Consider the following 17400-nt stretch of genomic DNA (forward strand, 5'->3'; position numbering starts at 1 on the left):
TCTTCCAGTTATGTTTGTCAATAATAGTTATATTGCTAAAATATCATTGTTCGTTATTTTGTTATACAAAATAGTTTTAACCATCCTATTGGAAATAGACGGCTTGTAAGTATATAATAAAAAGGGTAAACGTAAAAAACCAAAGGATGTGATGTCATGCAGTCGCGCAAATCATTGCAAGATAAAGCTTATGAATATTTAAAAAACCAGATTATGGACGGAGCCTTTGAAAAGGGGAAAATCTATTCTCTGGCAGCCATCACAGCCTCATTGAATATGTCGCGAACTCCGGTCCGCGACGCACTTTTGAGCCTCAGCCAGGAAAACCTCGTCGATGTCCTTCCCAGCCGGGGATTCCAACTCCACGAAGTGACCCGCCGGGAAATCATCGAACTCTACCAGCTGCGCTGCGCCATCGAGGGGTATTGTGCAGCCTTCCTGGCATCCTGCTATGCCTCGGATCCATCCCGCAGTGAAATGGCCATGCTCGAGAAAAATCTGAAACTCCAGGAAAAAGCCGTGTACGGTCATCAGTCAGCTGATGAATATTGTATCCTTGATATAGAGTTTCATAACATCATCATTTCTTCGACAAAAAACAAACATTTTTATCATATCATCAAAAACAACCGCGTCCGCAGTAATGATTTTTCTCTCGTCTCCCTGCGCAAGGAAGGCGTCATAGAGCGGACCCTGAAAGAACACAAGGCCATCTATGAAGCCTTGTGTACCGGTGATCCCGTCCAAAGTCAGGAAAAAATGATACTTCATCTGGATACGCCTCTTCAAAACAACCTGTCCAGCAAGTTGCTATCTGATTGAAATCAAAAAAGCGCTGTCTTCATGCGACAGCGCTTTTTTGTTCCTATCTTCCCAGACGATACCGGAAATCATCATATCCGAAGTGGCACAGTTCTTCTATAATGCCCGTTTCATGGCGGACGTAGAGGTCCGGCAACGGCATTCCATTGAATGTATTGGTTTTACAGGTCGTATAAATAGCCATATCACCAAAGAGAAGCAGATCACCTGCTTCGAGAGGCCGGTCAAAACTATACTCCCCGATGACATCGCCGGACAGGCAGGTCGGCCCTCCCAGACGGTACGTATAGGGCAGTTCCCCTGCCTCTTTACTGCCATACAGGGGTGGCCGGTATGGCATTTCCAGTACATCCGGCATATGGCAGGCCGCACTGGTATCGACAATAGCAATCTTTGTATTGCCATTGGTCAGCACATCGAGAACACGCGTCGCCAGGTATCCTGCGTGGAGAGCACAGGCTTCACCCGGTTCAAGGTAGACCTGGACGCCCCATTTCTGCTGTGCTGTCCCGATGCAGTCTTCCAATATATCCATGTGGTATCCCGGGCGGGTGATATGATGGCCGCCACCCATATTCAGCCATTTCATCTGCGGCAGGATATCGCCGAATGTCGTTTCTACGGCCTGAAGCGTCGTAGCCAGATCATCAGCATCCTGTTCACACAAGGTATGGAAATGGAGACCATCGATGAGCGACTTCCACTCCTCTGTCATCAGGGCATTCCACTGCTCCCGTGTCGTTCCCAGGCGGCTGCCGGGAGCACAGGGATCATAGATGTCGTGCCCATCCTGCGTAGACCACTCAGGATTGATCCGAAGTCCGATGCTCCGGCCAGCTACTTTTGCCTGCCGACCGAACCGCATGAGCTGTCCCGGCGAATTAAACACGATGTGGTCAGCATAGTGCAGCAGTTCGACAAACTGGTCATCCCGGTAGGCCGCCGAAAACACATGCACTTCCTTTCCGGGCATCTTCTCTGCTCCCAGCCGCGCTTCATACAGCCCGCTCGCCTCTGTCCCGGCCAGATAGGGCTCTAAGACCGGGTACAGGTCGTAATTGGAAAATGCCTTCTGGGCCAGCAGGATCCGGCACCCCGTACGTTTTGCCAGTCCTGCCAATATTTCCCCATTATGCCGCAGAGCCTTTTCCTCCAGGATATAGCACGGCGTCGGCAGCCGGCCAAACAATTCTTCCGGCGTACTTTCAGATAGGAAGCGGAACGGCGGCGTATATACCATGTCTTCCATCACGGTACCAGTACCGGTTTTTCATCAATGCTGCGGGGAAGGCCATATTTGTCCAATGCATCGAGGAACGGATCCGGATCCAGTTCATCGACCGTATATACACCGGGCTTCTGCCATTTACCCGTAAGCATCATGAGCGCACCGCACATGGCCGGAACCCCCGTCGTATAGCTGACGCCCTGGCTGCCTACTTCGCGGTAGCATTCCTGATGATCGCAGACGTTATAGATATACCAGGTCTTATCTTTGCCGTCTTTCATTCCTGTAAAGATACAGCCAATATTGGTCTTGCCCTTGGTCCTCGGTCCCAGGCTGGCCGGATCCGGGAGCAGCGCTTTCAGGAACTTGATTGGCACAATCTGATGTCCTTCAAATTCAACCGGCGTAGTAGATAACATCCCTACATCTTCGAGACATCTCATATGGTCGAGATAGCTCTGCCCAAAGGTCATAAAGAACCGGATCCGCTTCGCTTCGGGAATGGTCTGTGCCAGACTTTCGATTTCTTCATGATGCAGGAGATACATGTCCTTTTCTCCCACCTGGTCAAAATGGTATTCCCGTTTGATGCTCATAGCCGGGATTTCAATCCAGCGGCCATCTTCCCAGTAACTGCCCGGTGCCGATACTTCCCGCAAGTTGACTTCGGGATTAAAGTTCGTGGCAAAGGCATAGCCATGGTCACCGCCGTTGCAGTCGAGAATGTCAATCGTATCAATGCGGTCGAATTCATTTTTTTTCGCATAGGCACAATATGCCTGGGTCACGCCCGGGTCGAATCCACAGCCAAGAAGTGCCATGAGGCCGGCGTCTTCAAATTTTTTACGGTATGCCCACTGCCAGCTATAGTCAAAATAAGCAGAGAATCCCGCTTCCTTACAGCGCTTTTCATAGATAGCCCGCCACTCAGGGTCATCGGTATTTTCCGGTTCGTAATTGGCTGTGTCCATGTAATTGACGCCGCAGGCCAGACAGGCATCCATGATGGTCAGATCCTGATAGGGCAGAGCCACATTCATGACCAGATCTGGTTTTTCTTTCTCGATGAGGGCGATAAGCTGGTTTACGTCATCGGCATCTACCTGGGCCGTCGTAATCTTTGTATCCGTATGCCCTTTCAGTTTGGCAGCCAGTGCATCGCATTTGGATTTCGTACGGCTGGCAAGGCATAATTCCGTAAACACAGTACTTACCTGGCAGCATTTCTGAATCGCGACAGAGGCAACACCGCCACAACCAATGACAAGAACTTTACTCATAGTAGTCTCCTTTCAGTATACACAAAGAAATCTATCCTATGCTCTGCAAGAGCAGGTTACACATTCATATCAAGCCTGATACAATGCCAGCAGCAGTTCCCGCACGACTTTGCAGGCCAGTGCTGTAGATGCCCCGCTGGCATCCAGCATGGGCGCCAGTTCGGTCACATCGGCACCTATGACATGGGTCCGGGAAACGAGCTGCATGGCCCGGAGTAAGGCCGGGAACCAGACGCCACCTGCTTCCGGTGTCCCCGTTCCGGGAAACGCCGCCGGGTCCAGGCAGTCGAGGTCAATCGTCACATAGACCGGCAGATTTTGTTCACACAGTTCGTTTACCACCGCATCCAGACCTTCGAAGCCGAAGGGATGCATATCCGTATGCTCCCGGGCAAAGCGGAATTCACTCCGTTCCCCGCTGCGGATACAGAACTGATGGATCCGGCCATCGCCCAGCAGGTCATGACAGCGCCGCAATACGCAGGCATGGCTGAGTGTTGCTCCCAGGTAATCATCGCGCAGATCCGCATGGGCATCGAAATGGATGATGTGCAGATCCGGCCATTTCTTCACAGCAGCCCGAACGGCACCGAGGGTTACCAGATGCTCCCCGCCGAGGAGGAACGGCAGTTTCCCATCGCCGATAATGACCGATGCCCTTTTTTCTATATCAGACAGGGCCATTTCAGAGCTGCCGAAACATAATTCCATATCGCCACTGTCAAAAATCCGGCAGTCTTCCAGGTCTTTGTCCTGATAAGGGCTGTACGTCTCCAGTCCGAAACTTTCATGGCGTATAGCTGCCGGGCCGAAACGGGCTCCCGGCCGGAAACTCGTCGTCGAGTCAAAGGGAGCTCCGTATAGGACGATACGGGCTTCTTCGTAGGGAGCATCACAGGCCAGAAATGTCTCCACATTGGGTCCCAGCATCACCGTTCCACCTCCTGGAGCATGTCTTCCAGAAACGCCGGCAGCCAGAATGATCCCACATGGAGCCGCGTCGTGTAGTACCGCGTATGGAGATGAAGCTTTTCCCATGCCGCTGCGTCAAGGTCATTGACGGGATGGTATTTTTTGCTGGCAAAGCCGAACAGCCAGTATCCTGCCGCATACGTCGGGATATGCGCCTGATAGACCTTACTGATAGGGAAGGTACTGACGATGCGCTGGTGACTGCGCTGCATAGCCAGGGCGTCTTCTTTATAAAAAGGGCTCCCCTGCTGATTGACCATGATGCCGTCATCGCGCAGGGCATGATAACAGCTGCCATAAAACTCTTTCGTAAACAATCCTTCCGATGGTCCGAACGGATCTGTCGAATCGACGATGATCAAATCGTATTCGGCTTCACAACTGCGGATGAATTTCAGGGCATTTTCAAAATGGATATGGACACGGCTGTCATCGAGGCGGCAGGCATTACCCGGCAGATAATTGCGGCAGGCCTCGACAACGGCCGGATCCATTTCTACCAGATCAACAGACCTCACCCGGTCGTAGCGCGTCAATTCCCGCACGACGCCGCCATCTCCGGCGCCGATGACCAGTATGTCCTGGCACTGCTGATGGACCGCCATGGGCACATGGGTAATCATTTCGTCATAAATGAACTCATCCCGTTCGGTGAGCATGACGTTGCCATCGAGGGTCAGGACACGGCCAAATTCCGGTGTTTCAAAAATATCGATGCGCTGGTATTCGCTCTGCCGGGAATACAGATGGCGGTTGACCCGGATGCTGTGTTTGACATCCGGCGTGTGAAATTCACTAAACCAAAACTCCATGCTATTTCTCCTTTCATGCCAGGACGTTGATATACTGCAATTCCGGATCCTCCGACCCGGTCATGCTGCATCCTTTTTCCTTCGCATAACAGATATGTTCCAGAATCTCTGCTGTAATCCGTTCTCCCGGTGCCAGTATGGGAATCCCCGGCGGATAGCACATGACGAACTCACTGCATACGCGGCCTTCGCTCTGCCCGAGAGGCAGGCTGACCTTATCCGCATAAAACGCGTCCTGGGGACTCATGACAACTTCCGGTTCTACATATTCCTGGGTCAGCATCCCCGCCGGATCTTTCTGGTAATGGCGGCGGATTTCTGAAAGGGCGCTGACCAGCCGTTCCAGTTCCTGCAGGCGGTCGCCCATGGACAAATAGGCCAGAATATTGCCGATGTCGCCAAACTCGATCTGAATATCGTATTCATCGCGCAGGATATCGTACACTTCAATTCCTGCCAGCCCGATATCCCGGGTATGGACGCTCAGTTTCGTACTGTCAAAATCAAACACGGAATCGCCATTCATCAATTCCCTGCCAAAAGCATAATATCCGCCGACAGCATTGATTTCCTGCCGTGCATAGTCGGCCATATCGACAACCTTGTGAAAAATTTCCTGTCCATGAAGTGCCAGGTGCCGGCGGCTGATGTCGAGACTGGACATGAGGAGATAACTGCCCGACGTCGTCTGCGTCAGGTTGATGATCTGCCGCACGTAGCCTGCATGCACGCCGGGGCCGGTCAAAAGGAAACTGGACTGGGTCAGGCTGCCACCGCTCTTATGCATTGATACGGCTGCCATATCAGCACCAGCTGCCATGGCCGATACAGGAAGACCGTTGCCAAAATAAAAATGAGTCCCGTGGGCTTCATCGGCCAGACATCGCATCCCCGCATCATGAGCCATGCGCACAATGGCCCGCAGGTCACTGCAGATGCCATAGTAGGTCGGATTATTTACCAGTACAGCGACGGCATCGGGATGTTCCGCAATAGCCCGTGCCACCTGCTGGCGCTGCATGCCCAGAGAAATCCCCAGCCGCGCATCGACTTCCGGATTGACATAAACAGGAATGGCACCGCAGAGTACCAGGGCATTGATGACACTTTTATGGACATTGCGTGGCAGGATAATCTTATCCCCCCGTTTGCAGACGGTCAGTACCATGCTCTGCACGGCACTGGTCGTACCGCCGACCATGAGGAACGCATGATTGGCACCAAATGCTTCGGCTGCCAGTTCTTCCGCCTCGCGGATGACAGAAACAGGATGGCAGAGATTATCCAGCGGCTTCATGCTGTTGACATCGACGCCGACGCACTGTTTTCCTAGAAACGCTGTCAATTCCGGATTTCCCCTTCCCCTCTTATGACCCGGTACATCAAAAGGGACAACGCGCATATCACGGAAGCGCTGCAATGCATCATAAATCGGTGCCCTCTGTTGTGATATGACCGTTTGTTTTGACTTCACTATATTCCACCCCCATTGCCTGCATAAAAAAAGCGCAAGCTGCGCTGCTGCACAACTTGCGTTCTTATCATTCCAATGCCCGTATGAGACGGCGGAAACTATCCCGGCCGTCTGGTCTGGATGGAAATTGCGTGATCAGAGTCTATATAGCAATTCTACTTTTACTACTCCTATTGATCGGTTCACAAGTGTGCCTGCGCACGTTTCGGTTATGAAGTAACCAACTCTTGAAAACTGAGCATACCGCTCAATCAATAAGGCAGCAACCATGCCGCCAATCGGCAGTGGACCCGGCTGTCCGTATGGCCTGAACTTAAAAAAAAAGTGGTCCCGTACAATTGCTTTGAAAAGACTCTGTGTATCATCTTTTCAAAATCATTCAAATAATATCATAAAGAAAAACACCTGTCAACTGTATATGATCATTCTTCCGTTCTACAGTTCCAGGAGGTCTCTGGCCAGTTTCTGATAGATGGCACTGACCGGAAGATCCGGATTTCCTTCTACGACAGTCATCCCCTGATTTTCATAATACTGTATTTCTTTGCTGCGGGGAATATCTGCCAGTATGGGAAGCCCATGCTCCCGGGCAAAATCCTGTACAATCTCATACTCATTCTCTACATTGCGCCGGTTCAGGATGATACCCCGGACCTGTGCATAGCCCCGGTCTTTGAAATTTTCTACGGCTTTGATGATGTTGCCTGCCGCATAAAGTGACATCTTTTCACCGGATGTGACGATACATATTTCATCGGCATACCCGTCCCGTATAGGCGCCGAAAAACCACCGCACACGACATCGCCCAGCACGTCGTACAACACGACATCAGGCTGCAGCTTGTCAAATACTTCCAGTTCGTCAATGAGGTCAAAGGTAGCGATGATGCCCCGTCCGGCACAGCCCAGTCCCGGCGTGGGGCCGCCCGTTTCGATGCAGAAGACGCCACCATACCCGGTTTTTCCGATATGCTCAAAATCCGGTTCTTCCGTATACGTCCGGTAATAATCCATGACCGGCATGACAGGCTCTCCATGAAGGAGATTCCACGTCGAATCGGCTTTGGGATCACAGCCTATCTGTATGACCTTCTTCCCCATCCGGGCCAGAGAAGCCGAAACGTTGGCAGCTGTCGTCGATTTGCCGATGCCGCCTTTTCCATAAATCGCAAATTTTCTCATCGTATTTCCTTTCTTATTCCAAACGATTCCGCAGCCAGTCCGCTATATCCGGCCCGGCAATCACAGGCATTTCATCGTGATAATGACGCCCCGAATAGGCTTCGTGGGGCAAAGAAATAAATTTCTCCGGTTCGTCCGGAAGCAGCCGGGCATAAATGGGGTCTGCCAGGACACGCCGTGCCTTGCGGCATTCTTCGCGGATGACCGGTTCGACACTGGCCGTTTCTACGTGGCGCAGGAGCAGCTGCGGAGCATCGGCCAGCGGACATAACAGCCGAACGGAAGACATCCCCAGTTCATGACGCAGCAGACTTCCCATGGAAAGGAGATAGACCGGTTCGCCAATGACCAGAACATCACAAGGGCGGTCGTCATAAACCGGTTCTGTTTTCCAGGCATTGAGGTCTGCCAGGGCATACTGTGGCTTTTCCCGCATTTCCGTTCCCGTAAGGCCTGTCAGATAAGACGTATCCCCGTCGCGCAGTGCCTGCAGCCAGTCCGCCGTTCCCTGTTTCCCCATGGGGATGCCGGCTACATAGGGAATTCCGTACTGTTCCTGCATATATTGGGCCAGATAGAATCCCGTTGAAGATACGACAGCATTGACATCGGCATCAGCCGCTTCAGCCAGATGGTCCAGTGTATCCCCCATAGACCAGGAACTCTGGAGGATAAAACCCGCATCGGTAATAAGGCGTTTCAGCGTCGTCGCATTGCCGACGACGGAAAAGTCCAGCGGTGTCAGTCCCAGAATATTGACTCTCCTGGCCGGGCGCTGCGGCTGTTTGACCGGACGTTTCAAAATATGCTGTGCCAGGCGTACGTAAGCGTTCCCCGCTCCCGGCAGATAACTATGGATACCATCCGTCCGGAATCCCATAGTGAAGATGCCTGTCCGTTCTTGTACCATTTTTTCAATGGCGCGGAAATCCGTCCCGATCGCGTTGGGCATGGGACTGCCACCAATGGCGATAAAAGCCGGCCTGACTGCCTCTGTCACCTCGGCGATATCATCGACCAGCCGCTGATCATTTCCCTGAATGGTATCGATTTCGTTGAGACCCGATATATATACCATAGATGGTGTGTCATACCAGCGTGGCTCATCATGGGTATCATAGGTCGAATTGCAGCCCGATGCATCGTGCATGACGACCAGCCCGCCCAGTTCAAACAGGGCTGACGCTATGCCAAACATATCTACGGCATAGGTAGATAAGACTCGTTGTGCTTGTTTCATCCATGACACCCCCAGGCTTTGACTTGAATGATTTCTCTCATACGGGGATTTTCTTTTCTGGCCGAACCGCCAATCCAGTCCAGCAACTTCATCAGGCCCACATACCCGTAAAGGCCGCTGTTTTCGATGACATTGACAAAGAAATTCGTATCGGTAAAATAGGCTGCCATCTGTCCGATAGCCAGGACTTTTCCATATTTACGGCTGTCATCCCGTGGCAGCAGGCGCCGTTTAAAATGCATCGTCGAGCGCAGGGACAGGGACGGATAGTGTTCTTTCAGGAAAAAGAAACTATCCTTTTCGTCTGGCGAAACGGCATCGAGATATACGGCATATACGTTGAACCCATGAGTCAGGAGGAAACGGGCCAGTCCCAGCGGCCGCGGCGTCGCGGTAAAATCGATGGCAACCGGCGTCTGACCGAGTATATCATGCAATTTCGTCGCTTTCTCTTCAATCTGCTGTTCAAAGGCATCGCAATCGGGCATGGCAAGGTGCAATGTTTCCGCCGCCTTCTGCAGGTTCTGCCGCAGCATCCCGTAATCGTACGCATAGGGCAGATAGAGCGCTTTCTGTCCCAGGCGCCGCTTCATATCCTGCGCTGCCGGTGCCGCATTTTCCAGAAAATAAATATTGGCTTCCGATTCCCCCATCTGTTTATATTCATCGTAAGTCCGGCAATCGGCAAAATCATGAATGGCATATCCGCCGGCACGGAGCATGGCCGTCAGTTCATTATCCGGATCGACAGGATAATAGTTGACGATATAATTCACAGCCCGGCAGCGTGGCTGTTTCGTCACAGCCCGCATAAGCTGACGCCGTCCCAGAATATCCGGCGTATACCGCCGCTGCAATGTCGGTGTCATGTAGCCATCGATGAAATCGATATCAGGGAACCGCTGCCGCAGCGTGTCATAGACGACGCGGACGTCGATATGGAGGAAATGCTGCATACAGCTCGTGAAGCCTTCGACGCAGCGCGGCCGTTCGGGCAGTTCCTCGATGATACGGATTATGCCGTCGATCATCATCTCTTCCAGATTGCCTTTGATCAGATTTTCATTCGTCAGCGTCACCATGGAGAACCGTCCGGCACCATCGGGGATTTCATCGGCCGATAAGACGACGCCATGAAGACAGCAGGCACAGCAGACATAGATCTCATGGCACTGGGGAATGAGCATCGGGGAATGGGCAATAGTCCAGTGACCCCGGGCCGGAGAAGCATACTGCAGACCGATATGAAAGGGCTGGGGAAACTCCGCCTTTCCTATGGGGATCTCAGCGCCTTCCGGCGTCACCGTATAGTGTGGCACCTGAGGCGGGTGAATTTCATTTTCATAAATCATGGTTTCCCTCCTCGGTCAGCAGATGCGGGGCAGCAATTCTCCCCCCGGCGGTGGGAGCATCGTTTCTGCACCGATTTCCGTGCGCAGCACGACCCGGCCCGGCTGCTCTGCCGTCACCTGTCCGATGACAGCGGCATCCTGGGAATAGGGCTGCTGATGCAGCACATCCAGAATCGCCGGTGCTTCACATTCCGGTGCGACGATGACCAGCCGGCCTTCACAGGCCAGATAGAGCGGTTCCAGTCCCAGCATGCCGCAGACGCCGCGTACAGAAGGATGCACCGGCACAGATGTACTTTCCAGATGAATGCCTACCTGGCTCTGGCTGGCAATTTCATACAGGACAGTTCCCACGCCTCCCCGGGTGGCGTCGCGGATGACATGAATGTCTTTCGTCCGTTCCAGCATGGCTTCCACCGTTCCCCATAAGGGAGCACAATCGCTGGTCACATCGGCGTCGATGCCGAACTGGTTCCGCGCCAGCAGAATCGTACAGCCATGGCGTCCCACATCGCCGCTGACAATGACGACATCGCCAGGCCGTGCCAGCGTGCCTGACGTATGGACACCGGCCAGACGCTGCCCGATTCCCGTAGTCGTAATGAACAGGTGGTCTACCTGCCCCCTGCCCGCTACTTTTGTATCACCGGCTACGATGCGTACACCGGCCTCTGCAGCCGTCCGCGCCATAGAAGCAGCGTACTCTTCTACCTTTGCCAGGGGAAAGCCTTCTTCGATGACAAAGGCACAGGACAGGTACAATGGCCGTGCTCCCATACAGGACAAGTCATTGACGGTACCACAAATACTGAGTTTGCCTATATTGCCACCGGGAAAATCCGGTGGGGACACAATGAATCCATCCGTCGTAAACGCAAGATCCGCGCCGCCTATGGAAAGGACGGCGGCATCATCGCCGGTAAACTGAGGATTGGAAAAATGGGCTTTAAATACGCGGTCGATCAGCTCGGCCGTCTGTCTGCCGCCGGCCCCGTGAGCCAGCGTAATCACATCATTCATCGTATATTTCCTCCGTACGTATAGTATGCAGAGCAGGCACCTTCATGAGATACCATACAGGCGCCGACAGGCTGTTCCGGCGTACATACCGTACCAAACAACGGGCACTGGGGCGGCTTACATTTTCCCTGCAGGATATCGCCGCAGCGGCAGGCTGGATTGGCCCTGCCTTCTATAAGCGGTATGCCATACTTTTTACGGGCATCCCATGCGGCATAGGCCGGCCGCAGCTGCAGCCCCGATTGGGGAATACAGCCCAGACCACGCCATTCGGCATCACAGGGTTCCATGACGTCTGCCATGAGTTCTTTTGCTGTCCGGCTTCCTTCTCTTGTTACGACGCGGGGATAGCAGTTTTTAAAGAACGGTTCCCCCTTCTGTATTTTCTTCAGGATGACGGCAAAGGCTGTCATCAGTTCCTTTGCCGTAAAGCCGGCGACGACGCCGGAAACGCCCTGCTGCACCATGGCTTCACAATCACCGGTTCCCATGACAGCACAGACATGGCCGGGATATAGAAAGGCATCGGCACTGTCTTTCATCGCTTCATAGGCACGGGGCATGGTCTTATTGGCCGTAAGCAGGGAAAAATTCGTCACACTATCCCGTCTGGCGTTCCGGACGGCCAGGCAGGATGGTGGTGTCGTCGTTTCAAATCCTACGGATAAAAACACGATTTCTTCATCCCGGTGCTGACGGGCATAATCATAGGCATCCAGCGGAGAATAGACGATTTCCACATGAGCTCCCCGGCTCCGCGCTCCCGCCAGACTCAGGGTACTTCCCGGCACACGGACCAGATCGCCGAAGGTGCAAATAGTGACTCCCTTTTCCAGAGCCAGCCAGACCGCCTCATCTATATAGCCCACAGGCGTCACACAGACCGGGCAGCCCGGCCCGGAAATGACGTCTACCTGGCTGGGCAGAATCTGTCTGATTCCCAGGCGGAATATTTCATGAGTATGTGTCCCGCAGACTTCCATGATCCGTACAGGCGGTCCATCATAGGAACGTATTATTTGCAGAGCTGTCTGTGTATATTCTGTTCTCATCAGTCCAGATCCTCCAGAATATCGTCCATTTCTTCTTCATCATCGCCGTTAATCCGGGCAATAGCCATTCCGGCATGGACCATCACATAATCGCCGGGATCCAGTTCATCCAGCAGCTCTGCCGATACTTCCCTCTTAGCTCCGGATGCATCGACCAGGGCCATCCCCTGATGCACTTTTACAACCCGTGCAGGTAATCCGACACACATGTAGTATTCCTCCTTATATATAGTAAACGCATGCGTAATGTATTAATAATCTATGTGTATTGTATAAACATAGATACTAAATCCGTAATTGAACCGGCGTCTGGCTGTTCCCGCCTGATCACCGGTTCTGGTTCGCCATGGCATACACCGCCTGTCCCAGGGCGATACCGCCATCATTGGGCGGCACGAGGTGATGGCGGAGAACCATCAGTCCGGCCTGCTTCAAAGACTGTTCACACAAAGACAGGAGCAGCGTATTCTGGAACACGCCACCGCTCAGAGCGACGGTCTTCACACCTGTTTCCTGCGAGAGCTGCAGGCAGGCTCCGGAAATCTGTCTGGCCAGCTGCTCATGAAAGGCATAGGCCAGGAAATCCTGATTTCTGCCGGCCAGCTTTTCTTCTGCCATATACCGCACCAGTTTCCCTGTTGGCAGTATCCACCGGCCGTTTTCCTTCTGCGGCGGTACCGGGTCTTTCCCAACGGGCTCATGGCGTTTCATCCATCGCCGGGCTGCAAATTGCAGCTGCATGGCCGCCTCTCCTTCAAAGGACGACTGCCGTGCCAGCCCCAGAATAGCACTGACACCGTCAAACAGCCGGCCGGCGCTGGTAGATACGACACTGTTCAGTCCCTGCTGGGCCATAAAGAACTGCATCTGCCGTTCTTCCCTGCTGCAGAGATGCAGGGCATCAATCACAGCAGCCGCCTCATCTGTCTGCCGATACAGACTGGCAATGAGGCTGACGGCAATGCGCCATCCTTCCCGGGCTGCCGCATCACCGCCCCGCTGCCAGAATGGCGCAATGGACGCGCTGCGGCAAAATTCATGGCCGTCACAGAGAAGTATCTCCCCTCCCCATACGGTGCCATCGGTTCCGTATCCGGTTCCGTCAAAGGCTACACCGAGAACAGGCGACTCCCAGTCATTTTCAGCCATACAGGACAGGATATGGGCAAAATGATGCTGGACGGGAATGACGGGCAGCCCCATTTCCTGAGCTACTGCTGTCGTATTATACCGGGGATGAAGATCACAGGCCACACAGGACGGCTCTATCCCGAGGAGCGTTTTCATCCGGGAAATTCCATCGCGCAGGGCCTGTACGGTCCGGACATCGGCCATATCCCCGACATAAGGGGACAAATAATAGAGCCGGTCCCTGGCAAGACAGAAACAGTTTTTCAGTTCTCCTCCCAGTGCCAGGACAGTCCCCTTTTCCCTTCCATAGAAAAAAGGCAGCGGGGCATAGCCGCGGGAACGGCGTATCATATAGGGACTGCCACCGTACCAGTCCACAACAGAATCATCAGCCCGCAGACGGATCCGCCTGTTGTGACTGAGAATGGCATCACACATGCACTTCAGTTCCTGCCGTGCCTCTTCCTCGTCGTGGCATATGGGAGCTCCCGATGTATTGGCACTGGTCATGACCAGCGCTTCCGGCATCTCCAGTCCGTCGTCGTAGGTAAAGAGGAGCAGATGAAGCGGCGTATACGGGAGCATAATGCCCAAAAAGGGATTTTGCGGGGCCAGTGAAGGCGCCAGCGTACTACCAGGCCGTTTTTCCAGCAGGACGATGGGCTTTTCGTGTCCGTCCAGCACCGGTTCTGCTCCCTTTGGCACGTGGCAGTGACGCCGCACGGCAGCCATGTCTTTCATCATGACAGCAAAAGGCTTGGCCGGCCGGTGTTTCAGACGGCGCAGGCGCTGAACCGTATCGTCCTGGAAGGCATCGCAGCAGAGATGATAGCCTCCGATGCCTTTGACTGCCACGATACGCCCTGATGAAAGAGCCCGCCGGGCCGCCACAATAGCTTCCCGGCCCCGTTTTGTACCATCCAGTATATAGACTTTGGGGCCGCAATCAGGACAGCATACGGGCTGCGCATCATAGCGCCGTGTTTCCCGATGGGTATATTCATATTCACAGCGGGAGCACATGGGAAATTCTGCCATACTCGTCCGTTCCCGGTCATAGGGCATGGCATCGAGGATGGTCATGCGGGGACCGCAGGCCGTGCAGTTGATGAACGGATGGAGATAGCGGCGGTTCTGCGAATCAAACAACTCTTTTTTGCAATCATCACAGATGGCGATATCAGGAGATACAAAGACGTCTCCTTCCTCAGCCGCACTTTCAATAATAGAAAAATCAGGAAAAGGAGGCAAATCGGTCTGCTCGGTCATAATCTTGAGAATAGCCGATCGTGCCGGTGCTTTCCTGGGCAGATAATTCACGAACTGCTCCTTCGCGCTCTTTGATCCCTGTATGATTATTTCCACGTAGGACCCTTTATTGCAGACCGTGCCACGAATATGACAGGAATGGGCCAGACGGCTGACAAATGGCCGGAATCCGACTCCCTGCACGATGCCGATTACGCAAATTCTCTCTGTTTCCATCAATACCTCCCCGATACGGCAAAATGAGGCATATCTATGTACAGGCCCGTAAAATGAGGCAGGGCCCGTTTGAAATAGATGTCACCGAGTATGACATCGAAGGCATCATTGTCCGCCAGCTGACACCAGTCGTCTTCTTCCTTCAGCCTGATGTGACCCGGCCGTATGCAGGACGGATCTGCCAGAAACCACCCTGCCGTCTGCACAAAGGACGCACCGGCCCGCAGTACTTCTTCTGCTATGGCATCAGCCGCAATCTGCTGGTGGATGACCAGTACCCGCTGCCCTTTCACGGCATTCCGGACATCTCCCGGCAGAGGCCGTCCCAGATAGCGTATTTCATAAGGCGTACCAAACCGTTCGTACAGATAGTGTGCCCCTTTCAGAGCCGCCGGTGATACGACAAAATTCCGTTCATTCCTGCCAGCCTGTTCATAGTCTTCCCGGCAGTCAAAAAAGGTTGTCTTCTTCCAGCCTTCCCGTTGCAGCGTCTCAGCAATAACCTGCTGTTCATCCGGGTCAGCCAGTTCCAGCGGCACGGCTCCCAGGACACCGGCCCTGCCTTGTTCCACGACGGACTCTTCCTGTGTCAGGGCCGGCAGCAGTGCCTCATAGGCTGCTTTCATCCCGGCATCATAATAGCCAATCCCCGTCGTCGGAACAGATAGTGCCGGTACGTTCAGTTTACGGGATATCATGCGGCACAGGGCTTTGAAATCCGTACCGATGACAGCCGGCACGGGAGTACCGACGAGGGCCACAAAGGCGGCTCCCACCGTTTCTGCCGCTGCACACACTTTGCGTACCAGCAGATCATCCCTGCCGAGGATGGCATCCATATCGCGCAGCCCGGCACTGAAAACAGCACTTTTCCTGCCACTGAACCAGCGCGGTTCATCAAATCCGCAGATGTTCCCGGCACAACCGCCGGCATCACAGATAACGACAATGCCTCCCAGTCCATAGAGCACGGCTGCTGCTCCGGACTGATCCGGGGCAAAGGGTGATATATATTTCCACAATCCTTTCATCGTGTGCTGTGTCCCCTTTCTTCCAGAGCCGATCCGATACGCCGCAGCAGGGATAAGACGCCGGCATAACCAAAAGGCTGGATATCGTCATCCCAGTTCACATGGGCAGCTGTTCCGTGATACCAGGCCGCATCCTTGCCGATAGTCAGATTGACAGGATGGGATGCTCCCTCATAGTAGAGCATGGTAGGCGATAAATTGGAATAGACTTCCGTGTCGGGACTCCATTGTGCCAGATGACGCAGATAAACAAAATCATCGGGGCTGAGACTGGCATAAATTTCCCGTACGATAAAGCCGTACCGGGTCAGGGCCAGCGCCATTTCATAGGCATTGCCATTCTGCATGCCCCCGATAGCCATGGTCACGCCGCTAAAGCGGGTGCGGATGGCATCTACAGCCTGGCGGGCCTGTTCCAGCCATGGCTCATCATCGATGGGAGAGCCGAGCGCGCGGGAAAGGGCCATATACTGCCGGTGAATCTGCGATACCTGATACAATCTCGTCAGAGTAATGGATGGAATGCCCAGTCTTTTTTCCATATCCTGTGCCGCCAGCCAGGACTCGGGATGAAGGATGAGGTTGAAATTGGCCTGGGACATAGCCAGGTATTCATCAAAGTTCCGGCAACGGGATAATTCCTGTATGCGCACCAGTCCCATCTGGCGCAGGATAGGATATAATTCACAATCTTCCTGCAAAGGAGAGAAAAATCCCAGCAGATTGACCGTACGACGGTGGCGCGGCTGCTTTTCCAGCAGAGAACACAGTGCACGGCGCACATCGACCATGGGCGGTTTGCGTCCTTCCCGTGTCAGGGCATACATGTAGCACGGTACGACAGGGACGCCACAGACAGATGCCGCTTTCCGGCTGACCCGTTCCATGTCCGTTCCCAGCAGGGCATCGACACAGGTCATACAGAGCATGACCACCGATGGCTTTTCCCTGCGGGACTCCACGATTTCCGCAACGGCCTGCGGTATCTTCTGCAAATGCCGGCCTGTGACGATATCGGTCTCATCGAGGATGTAGAAGTAAAACCGGTCCTGATAACCACCCTGTTCCCCCAGGATAGTCGTATTGCGGCCGCAGCAGCCGGGACCGATGAGGAGCATGATGGATCCCGGTATAGACAACCCGGCCCGTTTCACGCCAAAGCCTTGTGCTCCCGGAGAATTGAAAGCCAGTGCTGCCGGTGAATTATAAATCAGATGCTCCGAAGACAAGAGTTCTTCCGGTATACGGTCTTTCCCTCTCCGGACCAGGTCCTGTACCGTAATGGCATAAGGTTGTGAATGTTTATGTTCCATCATCGG

At 53.6% G+C, this 17400-nt stretch carries 15 protein-coding genes; 1 reads left to right on the top strand and 14 read right to left on the bottom strand.

The genetic code is table 11. The annotated features are described in order from the left end of the window. Positions 1-156: 156 nt before the first annotated feature. On the top strand, positions 157-822 hold the full coding sequence (locus DW949_RS09525) for a GntR family transcriptional regulator (protein ID WP_118022994.1): 666 nt from the start codon (positions 157-159) through the stop codon (positions 820-822). Positions 823-865: 43 nt separating this feature from the next. Here DW949_RS09525 and DW949_RS09530 read toward each other — a convergent pair whose 3' ends face one another. The 14 genes from DW949_RS09530 to DW949_RS09595 all read right to left on the bottom strand — a co-directional run bounded on the left by DW949_RS09530 (position 866) and on the right by DW949_RS09595 (position 17394). Continuing rightward, positions 866-2071 (bottom strand): carboxynorspermidine decarboxylase, encoded by a 1206-nt coding sequence (locus DW949_RS09530; protein ID WP_233539567.1) that lies wholly within the window; start codon positions 2069-2071, stop codon positions 866-868. After that, on the bottom strand, positions 2071-3330 hold the full coding sequence (locus tag DW949_RS09535) for a saccharopine dehydrogenase family protein (RefSeq protein WP_118022995.1): 1260 nt from the start codon (positions 3328-3330) through the stop codon (positions 2071-2073). Before DW949_RS09535 ends, DW949_RS09530 begins: the two co-directional genes overlap by 1 nt. A gap of 69 nt (positions 3331-3399) precedes the next feature. Further along, a complete protein-coding gene (gene speB, locus DW949_RS09540) occupies positions 3400-4260 on the bottom strand; it encodes an agmatinase (RefSeq protein ID WP_118022996.1) in 861 nt (286 codons plus the stop codon). Then, complete coding sequence (speE, locus tag DW949_RS09545; protein WP_118022997.1) at positions 4260-5114, bottom strand: polyamine aminopropyltransferase; 855 nt, start codon at positions 5112-5114, stop codon at positions 4260-4262. Before speE ends, speB begins: the two co-directional genes overlap by 1 nt. 13 nt (positions 5115-5127) lie before the next feature. Next, positions 5128-6588: an aminotransferase class I/II-fold pyridoxal phosphate-dependent enzyme gene (locus DW949_RS09550; RefSeq protein WP_199595840.1), complete on the bottom strand. Its 1461-nt coding sequence runs from the start codon at positions 6586-6588 to the stop codon at positions 5128-5130. 435 nt (positions 6589-7023) lie between these two features. Next, a complete protein-coding gene (locus DW949_RS09555; protein WP_118022999.1) occupies positions 7024-7770 on the bottom strand; it encodes an AAA family ATPase in 747 nt (248 codons plus the stop codon). Positions 7771-7783: 13 nt separating this feature from the next. Continuing rightward, complete coding sequence (locus DW949_RS09560) at positions 7784-9010, bottom strand: nitrogenase component 1 (RefSeq protein ID WP_118023000.1); 1227 nt, start codon at positions 9008-9010, stop codon at positions 7784-7786. Continuing rightward, on the bottom strand, positions 9007-10362 hold the full coding sequence (locus DW949_RS09565) for a nitrogenase component 1 (protein WP_118023001.1): 1356 nt from the start codon (positions 10360-10362) through the stop codon (positions 9007-9009). The genes DW949_RS09560 and DW949_RS09565 overlap by 4 nt, the downstream gene beginning before the upstream one ends. Before the next feature lie 15 nt (positions 10363-10377). Continuing rightward, positions 10378-11382: a hydrogenase expression/formation protein HypE gene (hypE, locus tag DW949_RS09570; RefSeq protein WP_118023002.1), complete on the bottom strand. Its 1005-nt coding sequence runs from the start codon at positions 11380-11382 to the stop codon at positions 10378-10380. Continuing rightward, positions 11379-12434, bottom strand: a complete 1056-nt coding sequence (gene hypD / locus DW949_RS09575; protein ID WP_118023003.1) for a hydrogenase formation protein HypD — start codon at positions 12432-12434, stop codon at positions 11379-11381. The genes hypE and hypD overlap by 4 nt, the downstream gene beginning before the upstream one ends. After that, on the bottom strand, positions 12434-12643 hold the full coding sequence (locus DW949_RS09580) for a HypC/HybG/HupF family hydrogenase formation chaperone (protein WP_118023004.1): 210 nt from the start codon (positions 12641-12643) through the stop codon (positions 12434-12436). The genes hypD and DW949_RS09580 overlap by 1 nt, the downstream gene beginning before the upstream one ends. Positions 12644-12761: 118 nt before the next feature. Further along, entirely contained in the window at positions 12762-15050 is a 2289-nt protein-coding gene (gene hypF / locus DW949_RS09585) for a carbamoyltransferase HypF (protein WP_118023005.1), read from the bottom strand. Continuing rightward, positions 15050-16081: a nitrogenase component 1 gene (locus DW949_RS09590; RefSeq protein WP_118023006.1), complete on the bottom strand. Its 1032-nt coding sequence runs from the start codon at positions 16079-16081 to the stop codon at positions 15050-15052. The genes hypF and DW949_RS09590 overlap by 1 nt, the downstream gene beginning before the upstream one ends. Next, complete coding sequence (locus DW949_RS09595; RefSeq protein WP_118023007.1) at positions 16078-17394, bottom strand: nitrogenase component 1; 1317 nt, start codon at positions 17392-17394, stop codon at positions 16078-16080. The genes DW949_RS09590 and DW949_RS09595 overlap by 4 nt, the downstream gene beginning before the upstream one ends. Between the last annotated feature and the right edge of the window lie 6 nt (positions 17395-17400).

The sequence above is a fragment of the Megasphaera sp. AM44-1BH genome (assembly GCF_003467125.1).
Lineage (GTDB): Bacteria > Bacillota > Negativicutes > Veillonellales > Megasphaeraceae > Megasphaera.